The 21822-nt window shown below is 56.9% G+C and carries 24 protein-coding genes; 22 read left to right on the top strand and 2 right to left on the bottom strand.

What is annotated here, in order from left to right:
• Positions 1 to 483: 483 nt before the first annotated feature.
• On the top strand, positions 484 to 1368 hold the full coding sequence (locus ACO5R6_RS04860; protein ID WP_485626061.1) for a DegV family protein: 885 nt from the start codon (positions 484 to 486) through the stop codon (positions 1366 to 1368).
• 29 nt (positions 1369 to 1397) lie between these two features.
• On the opposite strand, the gene ACO5R6_RS04855 is transcribed toward ACO5R6_RS04860, so the two are convergent.
• Positions 1398 to 2279, bottom strand: a complete 882-nt coding sequence (locus tag ACO5R6_RS04855; RefSeq protein WP_485626060.1) for a phosphatase PAP2 family protein — start codon at positions 2277 to 2279, stop codon at positions 1398 to 1400.
• Between the two features lie 134 nt (positions 2280 to 2413).
• Between ACO5R6_RS04855 and ACO5R6_RS04850 the strand changes: the two genes are divergently transcribed.
• From ACO5R6_RS04850 to ACO5R6_RS04830, 5 genes are all read left to right on the top strand, one after another.
• Positions 2414 to 3427 (top strand): radical SAM protein, encoded by a 1014-nt coding sequence (locus tag ACO5R6_RS04850; protein ID WP_485626059.1) that lies wholly within the window; start codon positions 2414 to 2416, stop codon positions 3425 to 3427.
• Positions 3428 to 3607: 180 nt separating this feature from the next.
• Positions 3608 to 4174 (top strand): biotin transporter BioY, encoded by a 567-nt coding sequence (locus tag ACO5R6_RS04845; RefSeq protein WP_485626058.1) that lies wholly within the window; start codon positions 3608 to 3610, stop codon positions 4172 to 4174.
• Entirely contained in the window at positions 4164 to 5153 is a 990-nt protein-coding gene (locus ACO5R6_RS04840) for a class I SAM-dependent methyltransferase (protein WP_485626057.1), read from the top strand. The genes ACO5R6_RS04845 and ACO5R6_RS04840 overlap by 11 nt, the downstream gene beginning before the upstream one ends.
• Before the next feature lie 100 nt (positions 5154 to 5253).
• Entirely contained in the window at positions 5254 to 6138 is an 885-nt protein-coding gene (locus ACO5R6_RS04835; RefSeq protein ID WP_485626056.1) for a S1 RNA-binding domain-containing protein, read from the top strand.
• Positions 6139 to 6234: 96 nt separating this feature from the next.
• A complete protein-coding gene (locus tag ACO5R6_RS04830; protein ID WP_485626055.1) occupies positions 6235 to 7641 on the top strand; it encodes a glycosyltransferase family 2 protein in 1407 nt (468 codons plus the stop codon).
• Here the strand turns inward: ACO5R6_RS04830 and ACO5R6_RS04825 are convergent.
• Positions 7607 to 8365, bottom strand: coding sequence for a PHP domain-containing protein (locus ACO5R6_RS04825; RefSeq protein WP_485626054.1), 759 nt, complete (start codon positions 8363 to 8365; stop codon positions 7607 to 7609). The two genes, ACO5R6_RS04830 and ACO5R6_RS04825, sit on opposite strands and share 35 nt — an antisense overlap.
• Before the next feature lie 318 nt (positions 8366 to 8683).
• Here ACO5R6_RS04825 and ACO5R6_RS04820 point away from each other — a divergent pair, with 318 nt between their 5' ends.
• From ACO5R6_RS04820 to ACO5R6_RS04745, 16 genes are all read left to right on the top strand, one after another.
• Positions 8684 to 11215, top strand: coding sequence for a glycyl radical protein (locus ACO5R6_RS04820; protein WP_485626053.1), 2532 nt, complete (start codon positions 8684 to 8686; stop codon positions 11213 to 11215).
• Positions 11212 to 12012 (top strand): glycyl-radical enzyme activating protein, encoded by an 801-nt coding sequence (locus ACO5R6_RS04815; protein ID WP_485626052.1) that lies wholly within the window; start codon positions 11212 to 11214, stop codon positions 12010 to 12012. The genes ACO5R6_RS04820 and ACO5R6_RS04815 overlap by 4 nt, the downstream gene beginning before the upstream one ends.
• 11 nt (positions 12013 to 12023) lie before the next feature.
• Positions 12024 to 12386 (top strand): BMC domain-containing protein, encoded by a 363-nt coding sequence (locus tag ACO5R6_RS04810; protein ID WP_485626051.1) that lies wholly within the window; start codon positions 12024 to 12026, stop codon positions 12384 to 12386.
• Positions 12387 to 12549: 163 nt separating this feature from the next.
• Positions 12550 to 13389 (top strand): class II aldolase/adducin family protein, encoded by an 840-nt coding sequence (locus tag ACO5R6_RS04805; RefSeq protein ID WP_485626050.1) that lies wholly within the window; start codon positions 12550 to 12552, stop codon positions 13387 to 13389.
• A 12-nt stretch (positions 13390 to 13401) separates the two neighbouring features.
• Positions 13402 to 14790 carry an aldehyde dehydrogenase family protein gene (locus ACO5R6_RS04800; RefSeq protein WP_485626049.1) on the top strand — a complete coding sequence of 463 codons (1389 nt, stop codon included), beginning with the start codon at positions 13402 to 13404 and terminating at the stop codon, positions 14788 to 14790.
• A 28-nt stretch (positions 14791 to 14818) separates the two neighbouring features.
• On the top strand, positions 14819 to 16018 hold the full coding sequence (locus ACO5R6_RS04795; protein ID WP_485626048.1) for a zinc-binding dehydrogenase: 1200 nt from the start codon (positions 14819 to 14821) through the stop codon (positions 16016 to 16018).
• 24 nt (positions 16019 to 16042) lie between these two features.
• Positions 16043 to 16357: a BMC domain-containing protein gene (locus tag ACO5R6_RS04790; protein ID WP_485626047.1), complete on the top strand. Its 315-nt coding sequence runs from the start codon at positions 16043 to 16045 to the stop codon at positions 16355 to 16357.
• A gap of 35 nt (positions 16358 to 16392) precedes the next feature.
• Positions 16393 to 16671, top strand: a complete 279-nt coding sequence (locus tag ACO5R6_RS04785; protein ID WP_006905680.1) for a BMC domain-containing protein — start codon at positions 16393 to 16395, stop codon at positions 16669 to 16671.
• Between the two features lie 71 nt (positions 16672 to 16742).
• The gene (locus ACO5R6_RS04780) at positions 16743 to 17102 is read left to right on the top strand and encodes a BMC domain-containing protein (protein WP_485626046.1); all 360 of its coding nucleotides are present in this window, start codon (positions 16743 to 16745) and stop codon (positions 17100 to 17102) included.
• 46 nt (positions 17103 to 17148) lie between these two features.
• Positions 17149 to 17430 (top strand): BMC domain-containing protein, encoded by a 282-nt coding sequence (locus tag ACO5R6_RS04775; protein ID WP_485626045.1) that lies wholly within the window; start codon positions 17149 to 17151, stop codon positions 17428 to 17430.
• Positions 17431 to 17509: 79 nt separating this feature from the next.
• Positions 17510 to 17791: a BMC domain-containing protein gene (locus ACO5R6_RS04770; RefSeq protein ID WP_485626044.1), complete on the top strand. Its 282-nt coding sequence runs from the start codon at positions 17510 to 17512 to the stop codon at positions 17789 to 17791.
• 62 nt (positions 17792 to 17853) lie between these two features.
• The gene (locus tag ACO5R6_RS04765; protein WP_485626043.1) at positions 17854 to 18576 is read left to right on the top strand and encodes a phosphate propanoyltransferase; all 723 of its coding nucleotides are present in this window, start codon (positions 17854 to 17856) and stop codon (positions 18574 to 18576) included.
• On the top strand, positions 18573 to 18842 hold the full coding sequence (locus tag ACO5R6_RS04760; RefSeq protein WP_485626042.1) for a EutN/CcmL family microcompartment protein: 270 nt from the start codon (positions 18573 to 18575) through the stop codon (positions 18840 to 18842). Before ACO5R6_RS04765 ends, ACO5R6_RS04760 begins: the two co-directional genes overlap by 4 nt.
• Before the next feature lie 75 nt (positions 18843 to 18917).
• Positions 18918 to 20252: a 4Fe-4S dicluster domain-containing protein gene (locus ACO5R6_RS04755; RefSeq protein WP_485626041.1), complete on the top strand. Its 1335-nt coding sequence runs from the start codon at positions 18918 to 18920 to the stop codon at positions 20250 to 20252.
• Between the two features lie 47 nt (positions 20253 to 20299).
• The gene (locus tag ACO5R6_RS04750) at positions 20300 to 20848 is read left to right on the top strand and encodes a BMC domain-containing protein (RefSeq protein ID WP_485626040.1); all 549 of its coding nucleotides are present in this window, start codon (positions 20300 to 20302) and stop codon (positions 20846 to 20848) included.
• Positions 20849 to 20919: 71 nt separating this feature from the next.
• Complete coding sequence (locus ACO5R6_RS04745) at positions 20920 to 21690, top strand: DeoR/GlpR family DNA-binding transcription regulator (RefSeq protein ID WP_485626039.1); 771 nt, start codon at positions 20920 to 20922, stop codon at positions 21688 to 21690.
• The last annotated feature ends 132 nt before the right edge of the window (positions 21691 to 21822 follow it).

Below are 21822 nucleotides of genomic sequence, written 5' to 3'. Positions count from 1 at the left end.
CATGTCAAATGGTTGCGTCAATAAATAAGAAAAGGTACTTGACAAAATGCTCTCTGATGGGTATATCCCGGAGTATACCCGCACTGATCTTACGGATAAACTGCACGATGTATTTGGCTTCAGAACGGATTATGAGATTGTGTCTCAGAGAAATATGAAAAAGATTTTAACGGCAACAAGAAAGTAGAAGTATAGCTAGAATTTGGAAACAGAACAGAAGCCCACAAATGGCGTAACTACGCGACTTGTGGGCTTCTCACTCTTAATTAACTGTCAAAGATGGGAGTATAAGGGGAAATCCCTGCTTTGCCTATCATATCGGTCTATGAAATACGCTGATCCTATGATACGATTTCTGAGGTTGAACAAGTCTGGGACAAGCAGACGGCTTCGTCCGGATGCAAAGGAGGAAGTCCGCCCCGGGTGGGGCCGGGCACAGAAACAGACAAGAACCGAAATCGATTGAAGAAGAACGGAGGCCTCATGCGTGAATTTGTACTGACCTGCAGCTCGACGGTAGACTTGCCCAAGTCCTATTTGGATGACCGCAAGATCCCCTATGTCTGTTTCCACTACAATCTGGGGGGAGAAGAGCATATGGATGACCTCTGGGAGGCCATGGATGTCAGCGCCTTTTACGCCCGCATGTTGGCGGGGGAGGAGGTCAGGACCTCACAGGTTAATATTGAGGAGTACATGGATTTCTTTCGCCCCTTCCTGGAGGAGGGGAAGGATATTCTCCATATAGAGCTCTCTTCCGGCCTCTCCGGATCCTTTAACGCGGCGCGGCTTGCGGTCTGTGAACTCAAGAAGTCCTACCCCGACCGGGAGATCCGACTCGTGGACTCCCGGGGGGCTTCATCCGGCCTTGGCTTCCTTGTGTCCTATCTGGCGGATCAGAGGGATGCCGGGACCTGCTACGAGGACCTGGCTCGGCTGGCGGAAGAGAAGAAGCTCCTGGTTCATCACTGGTTCTTCTCGACAGACCTGACCTTCTATGTCAGAGGAGGACGGATCTCCAAGACCGCAGGCTTCCTGGGCGGGATGCTGGGCATCTGTCCCCTGCTGAACATGGATGCGGCCGGTCACTTGATTCCCAGGGATAAGATCCGGGGCAAGCGTAAGGTGATTCGTGAGATCGTCGACCGGATGCGAGAGCATGCTGTGGGCGGGACAGATTACAGGGGCAAGGTCTTTATCTCCCAGTCGGATTGTCCGGACGATGCGAGAGAAGTCGCGTCCCTGGTCAAAGAGACTTTCCCCAAGATGGACGGGGAAGTCATGATCAACCCGATCGGGCCCACCATCGGAGCACACACCGGCCCCGGGACGCTGGCTCTCTTCTTCTTCGGAGATGAGAGAGTCTGAAAAAGTCTGAAAAAATCTCACAAGGCAGGTCAGTTCATCAGGAGCTGATCTGCCTTAAATAATCTGCCGGCGACAATAAAAACCGTGTAGCTGATGGCAAAGCCGGCCGTGACATCCGTCAGGAAATGCGCCCCGACGATAATCCGGCTTAAGGCCACGAGAAGGGCCCAGATCAAGCCGCCCAGGAAGAAGGAAAAGCGGCGGGACCGAAGCCCGGGGCTTGCGGAAGCGATGTAATAGAGGCTCAGAGCCGTCGCGGCTGCGGTTGTGTGCCCGGAGGGGAAGGACTTGAGCTCTTCTTTTGGGATTCCCGATGCAATCAGGGTCGCCTTGTCGGCAAGACCCGGTTGATACCAGGGGCGGAAGGAGACCATACTCCCCAGATTGGAGACTAAGAGCCGCATGCGGGGGCGGGCCCAGGGGATTTTGACGATGTGGGTAATGATCGTCGGTCCCAGGGCGATGAGAATCAGGATCTTGAGCAGACGGGCAACAACCGTGTCCGGGGCGTCTCTCAGGGCCCACTCGGTGAAGAAGCAGGCAAGGATGGAGAAGCCGAAGCCGATGCCGATGGCAAGGCCGCGGGGCATGGCGCTTATATAGCGGCCCGTGTCATAGCCTCCGTAGAAGGCACAGCCGACCAGGACCAGGCCTCCGAATACCACGCGTCCGTAGTATGGGATCAGGGGACCGCCGGGACTGGCCCGGCGAATGAGCAGATAGCCGCAGATGACGCCGAGCAGGTAGTTGGGCATAGACCCATAGCCTGCGGCCATGAGCCCCGCGAAACTCTCCTGGTGAAGCAGAAGGTCGGAGATGGACAGGTCGAAGAAGGAGCCCAAGAGCATTGAAAGCGCAATGCAGGCGAAGATGGACAGAATCAAGCGATTCGAGAGGGAGCGATATTTCATGAAATCCTCCTTGAGGCTTTTATTCTAGGACATGGGTCAGGCGGGGACCTTCCCCTGCTGGCATTATAGACAATTTGCGGGTGAAAGAGAACGATTAGGACAAGCAACGTTTTCGAGTCAAGAAGGAGTTTTCGATGGAGAAGATCGAAGGAGAGGAGGGGGGTTCAGGCTGCAGGCTCTGCCCCAGGAATTGCGGGGCCTTGCGCGGGGAAGGGGAACTTGGCTTCTGCGGCCAGTCCGACCGGCTTGTCATTGCAAGGGCGGCCCTCCACTACTGGGAGGAGCCCTGTATTTCGGGAAGCAGCGGGAGCGGAACAGTCTTCTTCAGCGGATGCAGCCTCCGCTGCGTCTTCTGCCAGAACGCCTCTATCGCCGGGGGACGGGTGGGTAAAGCAATCAGCAGGGATCGCCTGGCGGAGATCTTTCTGGAACTGCAGGAGAAGGGGGCCAATAATATCAACCTCGTCACGGCCGGCCACTTCGTCCCCCAGCTGGTCCGGCCCCTCAGAGAGGCCAAGAGGCAGGGGCTGATCATCCCGATTGTCTATAACAGCTCTTGCTATGAGAAGGTGAGCGCCTTAAGACAATTAGAGGGACTGGTGGACGTCTACCTGCCGGATTTCAAATACGTCTCAAGCCGCCTTTCTGCCAGATATTCCAGGGCCCGGGACTATTTCTCCGTGGCCTCCCGCGCCCTTGCGGAGATGGTCCGGCAGACAGGAGAACCCCGTTTCTATCGGAAGGAGAGCCCATCGGCCGGAAATGTGTCCTCTCAGGATGACCGAAAAAGGGATCTGACTGCGGCTGAGTACAACCGGCATTGCGACGAGCCGGGGGAACTGCTTATGCGAAGGGGAACCCTGGTCCGCCACCTGCTCCTGCCCGGAGCGACCGAGGACTCCATGCGGGTTCTTGACTATCTCTATCACACCTATGGGGACAGGATCTTCCTATCCATTATGAATCAATATACACCGATGCCGGGAGCGGCCTCTTTCCCGGAACTGGGACGCAGGCTGACCGATCAAGAGTATGAGAAGCTGGTTGACTATGCCCTCTTCCTTGGGATCGAGAATGCCTTTACGCAGGAGGGGGACGTGGCGGAAGCGTCCTTTATTCCGAACTTTGACGCGGGAGAAGGGATATAGGCCAAGGCGCAAGGAGCATTCGCCGATTCCATCGGCAGGGGAATATGCCCGAATCCCGGAGGTGTGATAGAATAGACGAGGTTTTCTGCGTATCAGCGGATGGCTGTGTGAGAGGACCCGCGCAGTCAGGCGCGCGGGAGTGATCGCCCTTCGTGGCGCAATGAAGAGAGGTATTCCGAAATGAAAGTGAAACGGTTGGCCTTTGTGGCTTTGATGGCAGCAGTCTGCTGTGTCCTGGGACCCCTGTCGATTCCAATAGGGAGCGTCCCGGTCTCCCTGGGTGTGCTGGCGGTCTATCTGGCGGCCTATGTTCTGGGCGGCAAGTGGGGAACTCTGTCTGTCCTGGTCTATCTCCTCCTGGGTCTTCTTGGCCTTCCGGTATTTTCGGGCTTCGCAGGAGGCCCCGGGAAGTTCTTCGGGCCCACCGGTGGATTTTTGGTCGGATTTCTCCTGCTGGCGGGAATCTGCGGCTTCTTCGTGGACCTCTCGGATCAGCGGAAGGGACCGGTCAAATATGGCCTGCAGCTGACCGGCATGATTCTGGGCCTGGCCGGCTGCTACGCTCTGGGGACGATTTATTTTATGCAGGTCATGAAGACGGGACTGGTGGCAGCTCTGTCAGCCTGCGTCCTCCCTTTCCTGGTCTTCGATGCCCTAAAGATAGTCTCGTCTATGATTTTGGGCAATGCCCTGCGAAGAGCCCTGACCTCATCCGGCCTCCTGGAGAGGGAGGGCTATGGATCCTAATGAGCAGAAACTGATCGCCTACTATAATAAATTCCCTGAGGATAAGCGGCTTGACTCCAGGCATGGGCAGGTAGAATACCGGTTGACCCGGCATTTCATCGACCGGGCCATGACCGATGCGGGGGCGGGAGAAGGCCCCCTTCGGATTCTCGATGTCGGGGCCGGGACAGGCCGCTACGCAGGGCCCCTGTCGGCAGAGGGGCATGAGGTCATTGCCGTGGACTTAGTCCGCTATCACCTGGGCATCATGCGAAAGAAATGGCCGGGGCTTGATGTGCGGCAGGGAGATGCCAGAGACCTGTCCGGGGCGGGGCTGGGGAAAGCCAGCAGAGGGTCCTTCGACCTGATACTCCTGCTGGGCCCTATGTATCACCTGACGCGCGATGGGGACAAGGCCCGGGCCCTGGCGGAGGCGGCCCGGCTCCTGGCTCCCCGGGGGCGGCTTCTTGTGGCCTATCTGATGAATGAGTACTCGGTTCTGACCTATGGATTCAAGCAGAGGCACATCCTGGAGATGCTGCCTGACAAGGCAGGACAAGAGGCCCCGGAGAGGACGGAAGAAGGGCGGCAGGAAGAAGCCCGGGACCAAGTGGGAAGCTTCGGCAGAGACCACAGGTCCTCAGGGAGCCTGGATGCATCCTTTGCGGTCTGTCCCTCGCCGACGGACCTCTATGATTATGTGCGGCCGGAGGACATTGCCGGATTTGACCGGGAGGCCAACCGGATCAGCAGAGAGAACTGGCTCAAGGAAGAGGAAGGTCTGCGGAAGAGACAGGGGCCGCCTCAGCTGGTTCGCGACCGGATCTTCTCCCCGGATGGGCCTGCCGGCTATATGCGCCGAGAGCTTAAGGCCCTCTCCGAGGAGGAATTTGACTGTTTTGTGGCCTATCAGCTGTCGGTCTGCCAGAGACAGGACCTCCTCGGAGCCGGGGGACATCTGGTAGAAGTCTTGCGGCTATCCGAAAAATCAGTAGAATAGTAGATATGTGGTTCCGGGAGGACCGGGAGCAGAAAGCTCCCGGGGCGGGAGAGACCGGCCTCCGGCCGCAGATGAACGGGGCAGCAATAAGGAGAAGATTATGTCAAGCAAGTACGAAGTCGGTGATATTGTCAACTGTGAGGTTCTCGGAGTGAGCGATCAGCAGGTGTCGGTTGACTTAAATGCCGGCAAGATCGGAATCATCGCTTTCTCGGACCTGAGCGAGGAAGAGGGATATGACCCCAGGAAGCATCTTAGAAACGGCAAGCGTCTGACGGCCAAGATCATGTCCCTGGATGACGGCAAGGGCAACATCGTCCTCTCGGTCAATGCGGCCAGGCACACAAGTGCGTGGGAGGAACTTGCGGCGGCCAAGGAGGCCAATGAGACACTGACCGTCCGCGTCCGCGAACAGGTCAAGGCCGGAGTTGTCGCCTATGTGAAGGGCCTCAGGGCTTTTATTCCCGCCAGTCAGCTGGCGAGAAGCTATGTGGAGAATCTGGGAGACTTTGTCGGAAGAGAGATACAAGTCAAGATCGACAGCATCGAGCCGGCCAAGCATCGCCTGGTGCTCTCGGCCAGAGCCGTCGAGGACGAGAAGAGGAAACGGGAGCATCAGGCCAGGCTGGATGCCCTTAAGGTCGGATCGATTGTCGAGGGAACGGTAGCCCGGATCAAGGATTTCGGAGCCTTCGTCAATATCGCCGAGGGGCTGGACGGATTGGTTCATATTTCCCAGATTTCTCTCAAGAAGATTGAGAAAGTTGAGGATGCCCTCAAAGAGGGTCAGAAGGTCCGGGTCAAGATCACCGGGATCAAGGACGGCAAGGTTAGCCTGTCGATGAAGGCGGTTGAACTTCTCGAGCGGCCGTCCAAGGAGGCGGCGGCCAGAAAGGCTCAGGATGAGCAGGTGGCCAAGTATGCGGATCGTGAGTCCACCGGGACTTCTCTGGCGGACTTGCTGGGCAAGATCAAACTGGACTGAGTCCGATGAAATATGCAGGGGATTGTGAAAGATTGACATTTCACAGTCCCCTTTTGTATCGCGGGGGAGCCTGCGACCCATGCAAGGAGGTGCGCAATGATGTCTCACAGCCCAAGAGTCAGTATCATCGTCCCTGTCTATAATGCCGCCGGAGCCTTAAGGCGCTGCCTCGATTCCATATTAAAGCAGGAGTATACGGACTTCGAGCTCCTGCTTATGGATGATGGGTCTACGGATGACAGTCCGGCCATCCTGGATGAATATGCCGGGGCAGACGCCCGGATCCGCCTGGTCCATAAGGCCAACTCCGGTGTGTCTGACACCAGAAATCGCGCTCTTGACCTGGCCCGGGGAGACTATATCCAGTTTCTGGATGCGGATGACTGGATCACACCGGAGGCGACCAAGCTCATGGTGCGGGCCATGGAGCAGAAGGAAGCGGACCTGGTGGTGACGGATTTCTACCGGGTTGTGGGTGAGCATGTCTCTCCCAAGGGGGATATTGAAGAAGACGAAGTGATGGACCTGCAGACCTTCGCCGGACACATGATGGAGAACCCGGCGGATTTCTATTACGGAGTCATCTGGAACAAGCTGTATTCCCGCCGGATCTTAGAGGACTACCGGATCCGCATGGACCCCCGGGTCAACTGGTGTGAGGACTTTCTCTTCAACATGGAGTATCTTCTGCACTGCAAGCGTATCTATGCGCTCCAGGTACCCACCTACTATTACGTGAAGACGGAGGGGTCTCTGGTCTCTCAGGGAATGTCTATTTCCAAGATTGTCGATATGAAGATGAGCGTCTTTCGCTATTACAATGACTTCTTCGCCAAAATCTATGACTCGGAGGACTATGATGCCCGCCGCATCCAGATCTATGGATTCCTCGGGGCCTTCGCAAGGGATGCCGGGGCAGTCTCCTTCCTCCCGGGGACCAAGAGGCTGGGAAAGGAGAGAAGAAGCGCGGACATGAACCCGACGGCATCCGACACGCTCCTGACCGGCGCCTACTATCAGCGCCTGGTTCTGGATAAGTATTTGGAGCCGATCGGGCAGCACTACGACCTGACCAACGCTGATTTACGGATGTTTCTGACCATCAAGGCGGTCAATCGAAATACCAGCCGACGGCAGTTGGCGGCCTATGCCGGCCTGGGCTCGCTCCAGGCGGCGGCAGCCCTGCAGAAGCTCCTCCAGGAGGGATATGTAGATACGGAGGGCCGCCTCCTGGAGAAGATCTCCGAGGGGATGAAGCAGGTCGCGGACCTGGGAAGGCAGCTGATCGGGTCCTGGGACCAGGCCCTGTCCGATGAAGAGAAGCAGGGAGGCCTGAACTTAAATATTACAGAGAAGGCGTCCAATCTGACCCAGGAACTGGCCGCTGCGCTGGGGGACTACCGGAAGGCCATTATGGCCGGATTTACGGAAGAGGAACAGGCCCGGTATCTTGCCCTTGAAGAGCGGGTCACAAGGAATGCCCGGTCTGCACTGGAAGACTGAGCAGGGCCGGATTCTCATTTACAAGCAGGTCTCCTGGGAAGTCCTCTTCACAGAGGAGTTGAAGGGCACGGTCGACCCGGCCGATCCGTCCGGGACCGTGTGAATCACTTGAGAGCAAGAGGGGGATTCTCTTTTTCTTACAGAGCCGGATCAGAATCCGATAGTTGTCTTCCGTGTCAAGTCCCCGAACCCGGTGGTAGCCGTCGGGGCCAAGAGAGGCCTCGTTGACCTCCAGGGCAACCCCGTAGCCGGCCGCCGCGTCCGTGAGTCTGTGGACACAGTAGGGGAACTGGCTGTTATCCGGATGGCCGATGATGCGGACCTGGGGATGGGCCATGGCCCTGATGTAGTCGTCGGTGTTTGCCTTGCGGAAGGCCTCTATGTCACCGATGCCCTCATAGATCCGGGATCTGGGAGGGCAGTGCATGGAGGCGATGACATAGTCCAGGTGCGAGAGGATGGATGAGGGAAGGTCCAGTTCGCCGCCGTCCAAGATGTTGGTCTCAACGCCATAGAGCAGGCGGACGCCGAAGCGTCTTGCGGGGGCGAGACAGAGATTGCGGAAATAGGAGGGGCCGGCAGCCCCCGGCGTGGCCGGTCCGTGGTCGCTGATGCCCAAGACAGAGAGCCCCAGCTCAGAAGCGGTCTTGGCCATCCGGTCGATGGTCGCCCGGCTACCGTGCCCGCTTGCGATGGTGTGCGTGTGCAGATCTGCTCTGATCATGACGAAATTCTCCGTTTCTCCGACCGCCGGGCAGAGCATAGGCCCTGCGGCAAGGGGGTCAAGTGATAGACATACAGACATACGATTGAAATATACAGATATGTCTATCATAATGTAGAGAAACCACATCTTCACTCATTAAAATCAACAAAAATACTCATAAAAATTTGTAAAAACCACATAAAAATAAAATAATAATATGTTGATTCTTGAATATTGTTCCGGAATGGCCTTATAATCATCTTGAATGAATATGCGTGCCTGCTTTTTGTGGTGAATTGTTGGTTGCAGTTTCTTTCAAGATGAAAAGGATTATCTATGGCAAAATTTTATGTCGATGAGGTCCCGAAGTCGGACCGGATCGGAAGACTTGTCGCCCATCTCTACGCCAAGATGCCTGAGATTGAGTCCGCCAGAGCGAAGCTCATCACAGAGTCTTATCAGGCCACAGAGGGTCAGCCGATTGTTCTGCGCCGCGCCAAGGCACTTCATCATATCCTAAAGCACCTCCCCATTGTCATCCGCGATGAGGAACTGATCGTCGGAAGTACGACCATCGCTCCGCGCGGTTGTCAGACGTATCCGGAGTTCTCGTTCGAGTGGCTGGAGGCGGAATTCGACACCGTGGCGCACAGGGAAGCGGATCCCTTTTATATTGCCCCCAAGACAGCGGAGGAGATTCGCCAGGCAGATCGCTACTGGAAGGGGAAGACTTCCAGCGAGTTGGCCGCCTCCTACATGTCGGATGAGGCCAAGAAGGCGATTGAGCACAATATCTTTACGACCGGAAATTACTTCTACAATGGCGTCGGCCACCTGACCGTTCAGTATGAGAAGGTTTTAAATCAGGGACTAGGGGGAATTATCCGTCAGGCGGCAGAAGAGCTGGCCGGGCTTGCCCAGGGTGATGCGGACTACGCGAGGAAGTCGATCTTCCTTGAGGCGGTGATCATCGACTGCAAGGCAGTGATTGACTACGCGCACCGCTATGCCGATCTGGCGCAGAGGAGCGCGGACAAGGAGACCGATCCCAAGCGCCGGGCGGAGCTTGCCGCCATTGCAGACCGCTGCCGGCAGGTTCCCGAGAAGCCGGCGGCATCCTATGCCCAGGCCCTGCAGAGCTTCTGGTTCATCCAGCAGGTCCTGCAGATTGAGTCCAGCGGACACTCGATCTCGCCCGGCCGTTTCGACCAGTATATGGATCCCTTCTTCCAGAGGGATCTGGCGGCGGGAAAGATCACAAGAGAAGAGGCGCAGGAGCTCTTAGACTGTGTCTTCGTCAAGTTAAACGACCTCAATAAGTGTCGGGATGAGGCCAGCGCCAAGGGCTTTGCGGGCTATTCTCTCTTCCAGAATCTGATTGTGGGAGGCCAGGATGCGGAGGGAAGAGACGCGACCAGAGACCTCTCCTTCATGTGCATCACGGCGGCCAAGCATGTGTTCCTTCCCATGCCATCCCTCTCGATCCGGGTGTGGAACGGGTCACCCCATGAACTTCTGCGCAGGGCCGCGGATCTGACCAGAACCGGAATCGGACTTCCCGCTTACTACAATGACGAGGTGATCATTCCCGCTCTGATGAACCGGGGGATTCCGCTTGAAGAGGCGAGAAACTACTCGATCATCGGTTGCGTAGAGCCCCAGGTGCCGGGCAGGACGGACGGCTGGCATGACGCCGCCTTCTTCAATATGTGCAGGCCCCTGGAACTGGTCTTCTCCGATGGACAGGACCGGGGAGAACAGATCAGCATCCACACCGGCAAGGTCGAGCAGATGCAGACCTATGAGGAGTTTTTCGCTGCCTATCAGGCACAGATGGACTACAACATTTCCCTCCTGGTCAACTCCGACAATGCAATTGACGTGGCTCACAGCCTTCTGACGCCCAATTCCTTCGAATCCTGCCTGGTAGATGACTGCATCAAGCGGGGCAGGTGCGTGGAAGAGGGAGGCGCCCACTACAATTTCACCGGCCCCCAGGGATTCGGGATCGCCAATGTCGGCAATGCCCTGTATGCCATCAAGAAGCTGGTCTTCGAGGAGAAGCGCTATAGCCTGGCAGACTTTAAGAATGCAATGAAGATGAACTTCGGCCAGGGACTGGATGCAGAGAGTATCTTTGAACTGGCTATGGAGACGGTCTCCCGGTTAAAGTCCCAGGGCAGAGAGATCAGCAGCGACGAGCTGACCAAGATAATCGCGACGATTAGCTCCTTGGAACTGCCCGCCGATGTCAAGAAACTCTATGAAGATCTCTGGCAGGCTATCCTGAGTCAGCCCAAGTTCGGCAATGACGAGGATGAGGTCGATGAATTCGCCCGTATTGCCGCTTATACCTATACCAAGCCGGTCGAGACTTACCGCAACCCGCGCGGAGGCCAGTACCAGGCCGGCCTCTACCCGGTATCGGCCAATGTGCCTCTGGGGGCGCAGACCGGAGCGACGCCGGACGGAAGACTGGCCCACGCGCCGGTGGCAGATGGCGTCTCTCCCTATGTGGGAACGGATGTCAGCGGTCCCACAGCGGCAGCCAATTCCGTCGCCAAGCTGGACCACGGAATCGCATCCAACGGGACCCTCTATAACATGAAATTCCATCCCTCCGCCCTGAGCGGAAATATGGGACTTGACAACTTCATCGCCCTGGTGCGCGGCTTCTTCGACCAGAAGGGCATGCACATGCAGTTCAATGTCGTTGACAAGAATACCCTGCTCGATGCACAGGCCCATCCCGAGAAATATCAGCATCTGGTAGTCAGAGTAGCGGGCTACAGTGCGCTCTTTACGACTCTCTCCCGGTCGCTGCAGGACGATATCATCTCGAGAACAGAACAGGCAAGTCCCCTATGAGCAAGGACTACTTAAAGACCAAGGGGAGGATCTTCGATATCCAGCGCTACTCCATCCACGACGGACAGGGGATACGAACGATCGTCTTCCTGAAGGGCTGTTTTCTTCGCTGCAGATGGTGCTGCAATCCGGAGTCACAGAGCCGGGAGATCGAGACCATGATCGTGGCCGGCAAGGAGAAGGTGATCGGAAGGGATGTCACCGTTGAAGAGACCATGGAGACGGTGGCCAAGGACCGAATCTACTATCGGACTTCCGGCGGGGGCGGTCTGACTCTGTCGGGCGGAGAGAGCCTCTGCCAGCCGGAATTTACAAGAGATATGTTCCGCGCCGCCAAGGAGATGGGAATCGGCACTGCCTTAGAGAGTACGGCCTATGCCGACTATGACAAGATTGAGGCGATCCTTCCCTATCTGGACCAGTATCTGATGGATATCAAGCACATGGACCCGGCCAAGCACAAGGCCTACACCGGGGTATCTAATGAGAAGATCCTGGAAAATGCCAGGAGGATCGCCTCCTCCGGAATGACCAGACTTTCCGTTCGCGTCCCAACCGTGCCCGGCTTCAATGACAGGCCGGAGGAGATCCTCGCGATTGCCTCGTTTGCCGATCAGCTACCCGGGGTGAAGACCATCCACCTCCTCCCCTATCACAGACTGGGCCAGGACAAGTATGACGGCCTGGGCCGGGAGTATCGGATGAAGGATACTCCGCTTCCGGACGGAGAGAAGATGCAGACTCTGGCCAGGCTGGTGCGGGAGAACACCCGCCTGGAATGCCGGATTGGCGGATAGAGGAGTGACCTATGAGCGAAATTGACAATAAGCAGAGAATCATCCAGGAGCTTGTTCCCGGAAAACAGATCTCCCTGGCCCACATTCTGGCTAATCCGGACCCCATCCTCTTTGAAAAGCTGGGGATTGCGGTTCCGGAGGAGAAGAGCGGGTCTGCCATAGGCGTGATGACGATTTCTCCGGCGGAGACGGCAGTGATTATTGCAGACCTGGCAGTCAAGTCCTCAGGCGTTCTTCTGGGGCTGGTGGATCTGGAGCAGGGTTCCCTCATTGTGACAGGGACCGTATCCCAGGTAGAGTCCTCCATTGCGGCAGTGATGGATTACTGCAGCCGGATGCTGGGTTTCTCGGTCTGCCCCGTGACCAAGACCTGATTCGACCGAGCATACTGCACAAAAACAAAAGAGAAAAACAAACAAAAACTACAAAAAACGGGAGATATGTTGACTTTAACCGGATAAATTTATAACATATAGGATGAAAACCACAAAAAGCCACACATTAACCCACACCGTTCAAAAAGGAGGATATTTTCAGATGGTCAATGAGTACGAACTGAAGAAACAGATCTGCGAGATCGGAAAGCGGATCTACAACAGAAACATGGTGGCTGCAAATGACGGAAACATCTCAGTCAAGCTGAATGACCATGAATTTCTGTGCACGCCAACCGGTGTATCCAAGGGCTTTATGACTCCCGACTACATCTGCAAGGTGGATGAGAAGGGCAATGTGATCCAGGCCAATCCGGGATTCAAGCCCTCTTCGGAGATCAAGATGCACATGCGGGTCTATGCCAAGAGACCGGACGTGGGCTCTGTCGTTCATGCCCACCCCGTCTATGCGACCAGCTTCGCGATTGCAGGCATTCCTCTGACCCAGCCCATTATGCCCGAGGCGGTCATTGCTTTAGGCTGCGTGCCGATCGCTGAATACGGAACTCCGTCGACCATGGAGATCCCGGATAATATCGAGAAGTATTTGCCTTATTATGACGCGGTTCTGCTGGAGAGCCACGGGGCCCTGACCTGGTCCACAGACCTCCTGTCCGCGTATCTGAAGATGGAGTCAGTGGAGTTCTACGCTCAGCTCCTCTATCAGTCTAAAATGCTCGGCGGCCCTAAGGAGTTTGACCAGAAGACGGTGGAGCGCCTCTATGAGATTCGCAGACAGATGGGGCTTCCCGGAAAACATCCGGCCAATCTCTGCCAGAACAAGAACGGACACAATTGCCATAACTGCGGTATGCACCAGGAGATCCCGGGTATGCCCGCGGGAGGAGCTACAACCGGCAGTGTGACGTCAACCCCCAAGGATCCGGCGCCCGAGGTAATCGCGGAGATCACGAAGAAGGTGCTGGAGCAGCTTGGGAAATAAGGAGCAGATGACATGGCAGATGAACAACTTGTTCAAAACGTCGTGCGAGAGGTGATCGCGAGAATGCAGATCTCTGAGCCCGCCTCAGGCATGCACGGCGTATTCTCGAGCATGGAGGAGGCCATCGCCGCAGCCAGGGAGGCGGAGGAGACGGTCAGACGACTCTCCATGGATCAGCGTGAGAAGATCATTGCCGCAATCCGGCAGAAGACCCGGGAAAAGGCGGAAGTTCTGGCCCGCATGGCAGTGGACGAGACCGGAATGGGCAATGTGGGAGACAAGATCTTAAAACACCTTCTCGTCGCCGATAAGGTACCCGGGACAGAGGATATCGCAACGAGGGCCTTCTCGGGAGACCGGGGCCTGACCCTGATTGAGATGGGACCCTTCGGGGTGATCGGGGCTATTACCCCCTGTACCAATCCCAGTGAGACCGTCCTCTGCAACACAATCGGAATGCTGGCCGGCGGAAATACGGTGGTGTTCAACCCGCACCCGCAGGCCATCAAGACAACACTCTTCACCATCGATATGGTCAATGAGGCCAGTCTTGCGGCCGGAGGCCCGGACAACATCGCCTGCACGGTCGATGCGCCGACCCTTGCGACCGGAGAATTTATGATGAAGTCGCCCGATATCAAGCTCCTCGTGGCAACCGGGGGACCGGGCGTCGTCACAGCGGTTCTGTCCTCAGGGAAAAGGGCCATCGGAGCCGGAGCAGGCAATCCGCCCGCCCTGGTCGATGAGACAGCGGAAATCCGCAAGGCAGCCGAGGACATCGTAAACGGCTGTACCTTCGACAATAACCTTCCCTGCATTGCGGAGAAGGAGATCGTTGCCGTGGATTCCATTGCGGATGAGCTCCTCCACTACATGGTCACGGAGCAGGGCTGCTATCTGGCCTCCGAAGAGGAGCTGGACCGGTTGGCCAAGACCGTGATGGACGAGAAGGGAAGGTTAAACCGCAAGGCGGTTGGACGCAGCGCAAGAAAGCTCCTCTCTATGATCGGCGTCGAGGCGGATTCCAACATCCGCTGCATCAGCTTCTTCGGACCCAAGGAGCATCCCCTGATCACTACGGAGCTCATGATGCCGATCCTGGGAATCGTCAGAGTAAAGGACTTTGCCGAGGGTGTTGAGACTGCGGCCTGGCTGGAGCACGGCAACAAGCACTCTGCCCACATCCACTCCAAGAATGTGGACCGGATCACCGAGTACGCCAGACGGTTGGATACGACCATTACGGTAAAGAACGGTCCCTCCTATGCGGCGCTTGGCTTCGGGGGAGAGAGCTACTGCACCTTCACGATTGCAAGCCGCACCGGTGAGGGATTGACCAGCGCCAGAAGCTTCGTCAAGTCCCGCCACTGCGTGATGACAGACAGCCTCTGCATTCGCTGATACAGACGGAGGCTTGGAAAGGGGAATCATGGATCAAAACAATATAGAGACCATTGTGAGGCAGGTCTTGGAGAGCCTGCAGGACGGATCCGCCATGGCGGGTCCCAAGTCCAGGGGAGGAGAGATCCCCAAGACAGCTCATGTGGCTGTCCTGACGGCCCTGGAACATTTCGACATCAAGGAGTACCCGATTCCTCCTCTGGGAGACGGAGATATCCTGGTGAAGGTGGAGGGATGCGGCGTCTGCGGAACAGATGCCCACGAGTTCAAGAGAGATCCCTTCGGACTCATTCCCGTTGCCCTGGGCCACGAGGGAACCGGAGAGATCGTCGCCATGGGCAAGAAGGTGAAGAAGGACAGCGCGGGCAAAGATCTCCATATCGGAGACAAGGTCGTGACCTGCATGATCTTCAAGGATAATCCCGATATCACCATGTACGATCTGAACAAGCAGAATGTCGGAGGCGCCGATGTCTACGGACTTCTGCCGGATGATCAGATCCACCTGAACGGCTGGTTTTCCGACTACATCTTCATCCGGGAGGGCTCAACCATCTTCAACGTCAGCGACCTGGATCTGGACTCCAGAATGCTGATTGAGCCCGCGGCAGTTCTTGTACATGCTGTGGAGAGGGCGAAGTCGACCGGAATCCTCCGCTTCAACTCGAGAGTGGTGGTTCAGGGCTGCGGCCCGATCGGCCTGCTCTGCATCGCCGTCCTTCGGACCATGGGGATTGAGAATATCGTGGCGGTGGACGGCAATCCGGGGCGGTTGGAATTTGCCCGGAGAATGGGAGCCGAAAGGAGCGTTAATTTCGCGGACTATCAGGGAATCGAGGCGCTGACGGAAGGCCTGAAGGCTCAGTTCGACGGGCATCCGGCGGACTTCGGATTCCAGTGCACCGGCAATCCCAAAGCCCATGCCAACATCTACAAGTTCATCCGCAACGGCGGAGGACTCTGCGAGCTGGGCTTCTTTATCAACGGAGGAGACGCCACAATCAACCCCCACCTGGATATATGCTCCAAGGAACTGACCATTGTGGGATCCTGGGTCTATACCCTGCGTGACTACGGGACGACCTTTGACTTCTTAAAGAGGGCCAAGGCCATCGGCCTTCCGATCGGGGAATTGATTACGGATAAGTACCCCCTGGCCCGGATCAACGAGGCCCTGAAGAAGAACCTGGAGATGACAGGACTCAAGATCTGTGTAGTGAACAGCTAAGGGGATCAGACAGAGGATCAAGCGATGACAGAAGCAGTCGGAATGTTAGAAGTGTTTGGGCTTACGACGGCATTTATGGCGGCGGACGCCGGGTGCAAGGCCGCAAATGTTCGGTTGGAGCCCTTTGACAAAAACAAGCCGAAGAATCCCGATGCTCTGCCGGTCCCTCTCCTGGTGATGATCAAGTTCCGCGGCGACGTCGCGGATGTGACAGAGGCAATGGAGGCGGCAATGGCCAAGGCAGAGGAGATGACCGGCTATGTGCAGCATCACATCATTCCCCGGCCGACGGAAGATGCCCAGAAGATGTTGAAGCTCTGTGCTTTTGACAAGAGTTAGTGAGTAGAGAATATTCCATGAGAAAGGAGAATATGATGGAGAAGAAAGCACTTGGAATGATTGAGACCAGAGGTCTGACCGCAGCGATTGAGGCGTCAGATGCTATGACCAAGGCGGCAGAGGTGAAGCTGATCGGAACAGAGAAGATCGGATCAGGCCTTGTGACCGTGATGGTCAGAGGCGATGTTGGAGCCGTTAAGGCAGCGGTTGAGGCCGGCGCTGTGGCAGCAGGCCGTTTGGGAGAACTGGTTGCCCAGCACGTGATCCCGAGCCCTCACGAGGATGTTGAGAAGATCCTGCCTGCAATCAAGTAAGACGAGGAAATGACAGGCTTCTGCAGATGTTCCCCGGGGGAATCTGTGGAGGCAGGACAGGGAGCGGGAAGATGACGTCATATGGATTTTTAGAGATCACGGGTGTCGTCGCGGCAGTGGATGCCCTCGACATTATGTGCAAGACGGCCAATGTGAGTCTGGCTTCCTGGGAGAGAAAGCTGGGAGGCAGGCTGGTCACGATGATTATCGCAGGCAGTGTCGAGGACGTCACACAGGCGATCGAGACAGCCTCTGCCAAGGCCATCAAGAAACCGGTCTCCTGCGGAGTGATTGCCAATCCGCACGAGGAGATTCAGAAGCTTGTGGACCTGTCGGCATCCCGTTGGAACAAGAAGCTTGCAGAGGCAGAAAAGAACACCGCAGAGGCCGGAGCAGATGCGGGTCAGGACCGTTATCTACAGGAGGTGTAGACGGCTGATCCCTGCAGAGAGAATCTCATTCAGAGGAGGAGAGAATATGACACAGGAAGCATTGGGAATGGTAGAGACCAGAGGCCTGGTGGCCTCCATTGAGGCTGCGGACGCCATGTGTAAGGCGGCCAATGTCAGCCTGGTCGGAACCGAGAAGATCGGATCAGGCCTTGTAACCGTAATGGTCAGAGGCGATGTAGGTGCTGTCAAGTCAGCGGTTGAGGCTGGCTCTACGGCAGCCGGAAGACTGGGTGAGCTGATCGCGACCCATGTCATTCCCCGTCCTCACAATGATGTGGAGGGGATCCTTCCCAAGGTCAAGGCTTGACCAAAAACAGCAGGAACATTTCAGAGAATCGGGTCCCCTGCGGGACCTGTAAAATGGCGCAGATGCCGGGAGAAGAAAAATGACACAGGAAGCATTGGGAATGGTAGAGACCAGAGGCCTGGTGGCCTCCATTGAGGCAGCGGATGCCATGTGCAAGGCGGCCAATGTAGTATTGGTCGGAACGGAGAAGATCGGGTCAGGCCTTGTGACCGTGATGGTCAGAGGCGATGTCGGCGCTGTCAAGTCAGCCGTTGAGGCGGGCTCTACGGCGGCCGGGAGACTGGGCGAGCTGATCGCGACCCATGTCATTCCCCGTCCTCATAGCGATGTGGAGCAGATTCTTCCCAGAATCAAGGCATAAAGCGGCAGATGGGCTCGGGGCGGCTTTTGGCCGCCTCGCTGTGATTTGGAGAAGATCAGTTTATGGAAGAAGCAAGTGTTGCGAGAGTGACAGAGATGGTCCTTGATACCATATGCAGGGATTTCCCGCAGCTTCTTGGGGCGGGCGCAGGAAGCGGCCGGGCGCAGGAAGCGGTCGAGCGCGGATGCAAGAGCGATCCGGCGGGCTATCTGATTCCGGTGGGGGTCTCCGCCCGTCATGTGCACTTGACGCAGAAGGATGTTGAGATCCTCTTCGGACCGGGCTATCAACTCACGAAGAAGAAGGAACTCATGGGAGGGCAATTTGCCTCCAACGAGATGGTGACCCTGGTGGGGCTTAAGCTCAGGGCAATTGAAAATGTCCGGATCCTGGGGCCGGTTCGCAAGCAGTCTCAGGTGGAGATCTCGGCGACCGATGCGATTCGCCTGGGGGTCTCTGCCCCCCTCCGGGAGTCCGGGGATATCGCGGGCAGTGCGCCGATTGCCCTGGTCGGTCCCGCCGGAGCCCTCTTTCTGAGAGAGGGCTGCATTGTGGCGGCCAGGCACATTCACATGTCGCCCGAAGACGCCCGGAATGCCGGGGTGAAAGACGGAGACTATGTGCAGGTTCGCGCCGACAATGACAGGGGTACGATTTTCGACCATGTCAAGGTCCGCGTGGACAAGAGCTTCACCCTGGAAATGCATATTGATACGGACGAGGCCAATGGAGCAGGACTCCACCAGGGGGACTGCGTCCGTCTCTTGAAAGGGGGATGTCAATGATCGCCGGAAAAGTAGTCGGAAGCGTCATTTCCACGAGAAAGAGCGGCAAGCTGGTGGGAAACAAGTTCATGATCATTGAACCCTGTGAGAATATGCGGGGCGTGGGAGAGCGGCTGGTGGCGATTGACCCGATCGGAGCAGGGATCGGGGAGTATGTCCTGGTTGCTACGGGGAGCGCAGCCCGGATCGGAAGCGGCATGGATATGGCCCCGATTGACGCCGCGGTTGTCGGCATTATTGACGATCCGTCGGATCTGGGACTCTAGCAGGAGAGTCAGCGGTTACGAAAGGGACAGGAGACCGGCCCGGGACAAGCGGGCGCCAAAGAGCGGTAAGAGAGCATGGATCTTAAGATACTGAAGGAACAATTGCGGGAGGCAGGGATTGCGGGCGCCGGCGGCGCCGGTTTCCCAACCTATGCCAAGCTGGATGACAGGGCGGACACGATCCTGCTCAACTGTGCGGAGTGTGAGCCCATTCTATCCCTGCACCGACAGCTCCTGACAGAGCATACAGAGGAGATTTTATCTGCCTTTGAGGCGCTGGCCTGCGCAGTCGGAGCCGATCAGGCGATTGTCTGCGTCAAGAGGGAGTATGAAGCCGCCGCAGGGGCGGTGGAGGATTGCCTTGGATCAGACCGCTTCCCACATCTTAAGATGCACCTCCTTCCGGGGGCCTATCCCATGGGAGATGAAGTGGTCTTAGTCTATGAGGCGATCGGCCGGGTTATTCGCCCCGGGGGTCTGCCCATCGAGCAGGGCGTCATCGTATTCAATGTTGAGACCATGTACAATGTCAGCCGCGCACTTGGCAAGAAGGCGCCTGTGACGAGGAAGCTGGTCACGCTTGCGGGAGAAGTAAGAGAGCCGAAGACCATCTTTCTTCCCCTGGGCACCTCCCTCTCAGATGCAATCGCCGCCGCAGGCGGCGCCATGATTGAGGAGTACGCCATCATTGTGGGTGGCCCCATGATGGGAAGAGAGGGGAGAGGGACGGATCCCATCACCCGGACGACCAATGCCATTTTGCTTCTGCCCCGGGACCACGGTCTGGTCGAGCGAATGCGGACCAAGATCAGCATCGACTTGAAGCGGGCGGCCTCCATCTGCTGCCAGTGCAGGGCCTGTACGGACTTGTGTCCCAGGCACGCGCTGGGCCATCCGATTGAACCGCATAAGTTCATGCGCAGTGCGGCCAACCGGGATTTCAGTGATCCGGAGGTCTTTTTAGACACCTTCTTCTGCTCCTCCTGCGGAGTCTGTGAGCTGTACGCCTGCCCTCAGAGCCTGTCGCCGCGCACCCTGATCGGAGCCTATAAGAGCGGTCTCCGTCAGGCGGGCGTCAAGCCGCCGGCCAACCCGGCCGTCTCCCCGGTCGATGAGGCCAGAGACTACCGAAAAGTTCCGGAGGCCCGGCTTGAAGCGCGGCTCAACTTGAACGCCTATCATGTTCCGGCGCCCTACAGCGAAGAGAACTATGTGCCGGGAAAGGTCAGAGAGCCTCTGAGTCAGCACATCGGAGCGCCGGCAATTGCCTGCGTCAAGGAGGGAGACCCGGTTCGAGAAGGCCAGGTCATCGGCCGGCCCGCAGAGGGACTCTCTCTTCCCGTCCATGCTTCCATTGACGGGAGGGTCTCTCTTGTCGCGGACAAATTCATTGAGGTCACAGCGGTCTGATCCGCAGGTTCTGCCATTGACAGTGAGAAAATTAGGAGACAGGTGCTATGTCCAGGGCAATTGGTTTAGTGGAATTTAAGACGACGCCGAGCGGGATTCGGGCGGCGGATATCATGGTCAAGACGGCAAAGGTGGATCTGCTCGAGGCTCAGACGGTCTGCCCGGGCAAATACATTGCCCTGATTGCGGGCGACCTGAGCGCCGTTGACGCCGCTGTGAAGGCGGCGATTGCCTCGGGAAGCGAGCACTATATCGATAGCTTCGTCCTCGGGAACCCGCACGATAGCATTTTTCCTGCCCTCTACGGAACCTCCGAGATCGCAGATGTCCGCGCGATCGGAATTCTGGAGACCTATGATGTCGCATCGATTATTGTCGCGGCAGACCTGGCGGCCAAGACGGCCATTGTAGATCTGATCGAAGTTCGCATCGCCAAGGGCATGTGCGGCAAGTCCTTCTTCGTTCTGACCGGAGAAGTCGCAGCCGTTGAGGCGGCCATCGCCAGGGCCAGGGAGTCGGTTTCTGAGAGCGGCATGTTCCTGGATGCGTCCGTAATCGCGAATCCGGACCGGCAGATCTGCAAGTCGATCCTCTGACGGCTAAACCTGGAGAGTTGATCCTCTGACGGATTGCCGGGCGGATCATACAGCAGATAAGGAGTGTGCCTATGCTTGCGCTTGAGAGAAGAAACCTCATCCTGGAGGAATTGCAGGAGAGAAAAAAGGTTGTGGTCAGTGCGCTCGCCAGGCAATTTGACGTCTCGGAGGAGACGATTCGAAGAGACCTGGACAAGCTGGAGCAGGATGGAGTCTGCACGAAGAGTTACGGCGGGGCGGTCTTTAATGAGAACACGACTATCGACATGCCCTTCAATGTTCGAACGAGGAAGAATGTTCAGGCCAAGCAGAAAATTGCGGCCCTGGTCGCAGGGATGATCGAAGAGGGAGATCACATCATCCTGGATGCCAGCTCCACAGCCGTCTTTATCGCGAAAGAAATCAAGGAGAAGAATCATCTGACGGTGATCACCAACTCCATTGAGATTATGATCGAGCTGTCCAATGTCTCCGGCTGGGATGTCATCTCCTCCGGCGGCAGGTTAAAGCCGGGCGATCTGGCCCTGGTCGGATCAAGGGCAATCGCCGGCCTGTCCTCCTTCAATGTGGAGAAGGCCTTCTTCTCCTGCAAGGGGGTCGATATGGAACGGGGACTGACGGACAGCGACGATCAGCTGACGCAGACCAAGCAGGTCCTGATGAAGTCTGCCCAGAAGAAGATCCTGACGGTCGACGCCTCTAAGTTAGAGCGGGTGGCCTTCGCCAAGATATGTGACAGCGGAGACATTGACATGATTGTCACCGACCGGAAGCCGTCAGAGTCCTGGCTCTCATTCTTCAGGAGAAATCATGTTGAGTGTGTCTATCCCCGGGAGGATTGAGAGAAGACATGACAGGATGAATCTCGAAGAGGGCCGGGGATACAGCAGGATAAGCCCCAAAGAGGGCCGGGGGATACAGCAGGATAAGTCCCAAAGAGGAATGAGGGGGAGAAAAGCAGGATGAGTCCCAAA

The organism is Shuttleworthella sp. (assembly GCF_057251025.1).
The sequence above is the reverse complement of the archived record's forward strand: the minus strand, read 5'-3'. Positions and strand labels throughout refer to the sequence as shown.

Bases quoted from the DNA above. Each gene is read 5' to 3' on its own strand.
- ACO5R6_RS04805 (WP_485626050.1), top strand. From the start codon at position 12,550: ATGGTCAATGAGTACGAACTGAAGAAACAGATCTGCGAGATCGGAAAG.
- ACO5R6_RS04835 (WP_485626056.1), top strand. From the start codon at position 5,254: ATGTCAAGCAAGTACGAAGTCGGTGATATTGTCAACTGTGAGGTTCTC.
- ACO5R6_RS04840 (WP_485626057.1), top strand. From the start codon at position 4,164: ATGGATCCTAATGAGCAGAAACTGATCGCCTACTATAATAAATTCCCT.
- ACO5R6_RS04850 (WP_485626059.1), top strand. From the start codon at position 2,414: ATGGAGAAGATCGAAGGAGAGGAGGGGGGTTCAGGCTGCAGGCTCTGC.
- ACO5R6_RS04775 (WP_485626045.1), top strand. From the start codon at position 17,149: ATGACACAGGAAGCATTGGGAATGGTAGAGACCAGAGGCCTGGTGGCC.
- ACO5R6_RS04810 (WP_485626051.1), top strand. From the start codon at position 12,024: ATGAGCGAAATTGACAATAAGCAGAGAATCATCCAGGAGCTTGTTCCC.
- ACO5R6_RS04745 (WP_485626039.1), top strand. From the start codon at position 20,920: ATGCTTGCGCTTGAGAGAAGAAACCTCATCCTGGAGGAATTGCAGGAG.
- ACO5R6_RS04750 (WP_485626040.1), top strand. From the start codon at position 20,300: ATGTCCAGGGCAATTGGTTTAGTGGAATTTAAGACGACGCCGAGCGGG.
- ACO5R6_RS04780 (WP_485626046.1), top strand. From the start codon at position 16,743: ATGACGTCATATGGATTTTTAGAGATCACGGGTGTCGTCGCGGCAGTG.
- ACO5R6_RS04800 (WP_485626049.1), top strand. From the start codon at position 13,402: ATGGCAGATGAACAACTTGTTCAAAACGTCGTGCGAGAGGTGATCGCG.
- ACO5R6_RS04765 (WP_485626043.1), top strand. From the start codon at position 17,854: ATGGAAGAAGCAAGTGTTGCGAGAGTGACAGAGATGGTCCTTGATACC.
- ACO5R6_RS04795 (WP_485626048.1), top strand. From the start codon at position 14,819: ATGGATCAAAACAATATAGAGACCATTGTGAGGCAGGTCTTGGAGAGC.
- ACO5R6_RS04830 (WP_485626055.1), top strand. From the start codon at position 6,235: ATGATGTCTCACAGCCCAAGAGTCAGTATCATCGTCCCTGTCTATAAT.
- ACO5R6_RS04760 (WP_485626042.1), top strand. From the start codon at position 18,573: ATGATCGCCGGAAAAGTAGTCGGAAGCGTCATTTCCACGAGAAAGAGC.
- ACO5R6_RS04860 (WP_485626061.1), top strand. From the start codon at position 484: ATGCGTGAATTTGTACTGACCTGCAGCTCGACGGTAGACTTGCCCAAG.
- ACO5R6_RS04855 (WP_485626060.1), bottom strand. From the start codon at position 2,279: ATGAAATATCGCTCCCTCTCGAATCGCTTGATTCTGTCCATCTTCGCC.
- ACO5R6_RS04790 (WP_485626047.1), top strand. From the start codon at position 16,043: ATGACAGAAGCAGTCGGAATGTTAGAAGTGTTTGGGCTTACGACGGCA.
- ACO5R6_RS04820 (WP_485626053.1), top strand. From the start codon at position 8,684: ATGGCAAAATTTTATGTCGATGAGGTCCCGAAGTCGGACCGGATCGGA.
- ACO5R6_RS04755 (WP_485626041.1), top strand. From the start codon at position 18,918: ATGGATCTTAAGATACTGAAGGAACAATTGCGGGAGGCAGGGATTGCG.
- ACO5R6_RS04815 (WP_485626052.1), top strand. From the start codon at position 11,212: ATGAGCAAGGACTACTTAAAGACCAAGGGGAGGATCTTCGATATCCAG.
- ACO5R6_RS04845 (WP_485626058.1), top strand. From the start codon at position 3,608: ATGAAAGTGAAACGGTTGGCCTTTGTGGCTTTGATGGCAGCAGTCTGC.
- ACO5R6_RS04785 (WP_006905680.1), top strand. From the start codon at position 16,393: ATGGAGAAGAAAGCACTTGGAATGATTGAGACCAGAGGTCTGACCGCA.
- ACO5R6_RS04770 (WP_485626044.1), top strand. From the start codon at position 17,510: ATGACACAGGAAGCATTGGGAATGGTAGAGACCAGAGGCCTGGTGGCC.
- ACO5R6_RS04825 (WP_485626054.1), bottom strand. From the start codon at position 8,365: ATGATCAGAGCAGATCTGCACACGCACACCATCGCAAGCGGGCACGGT.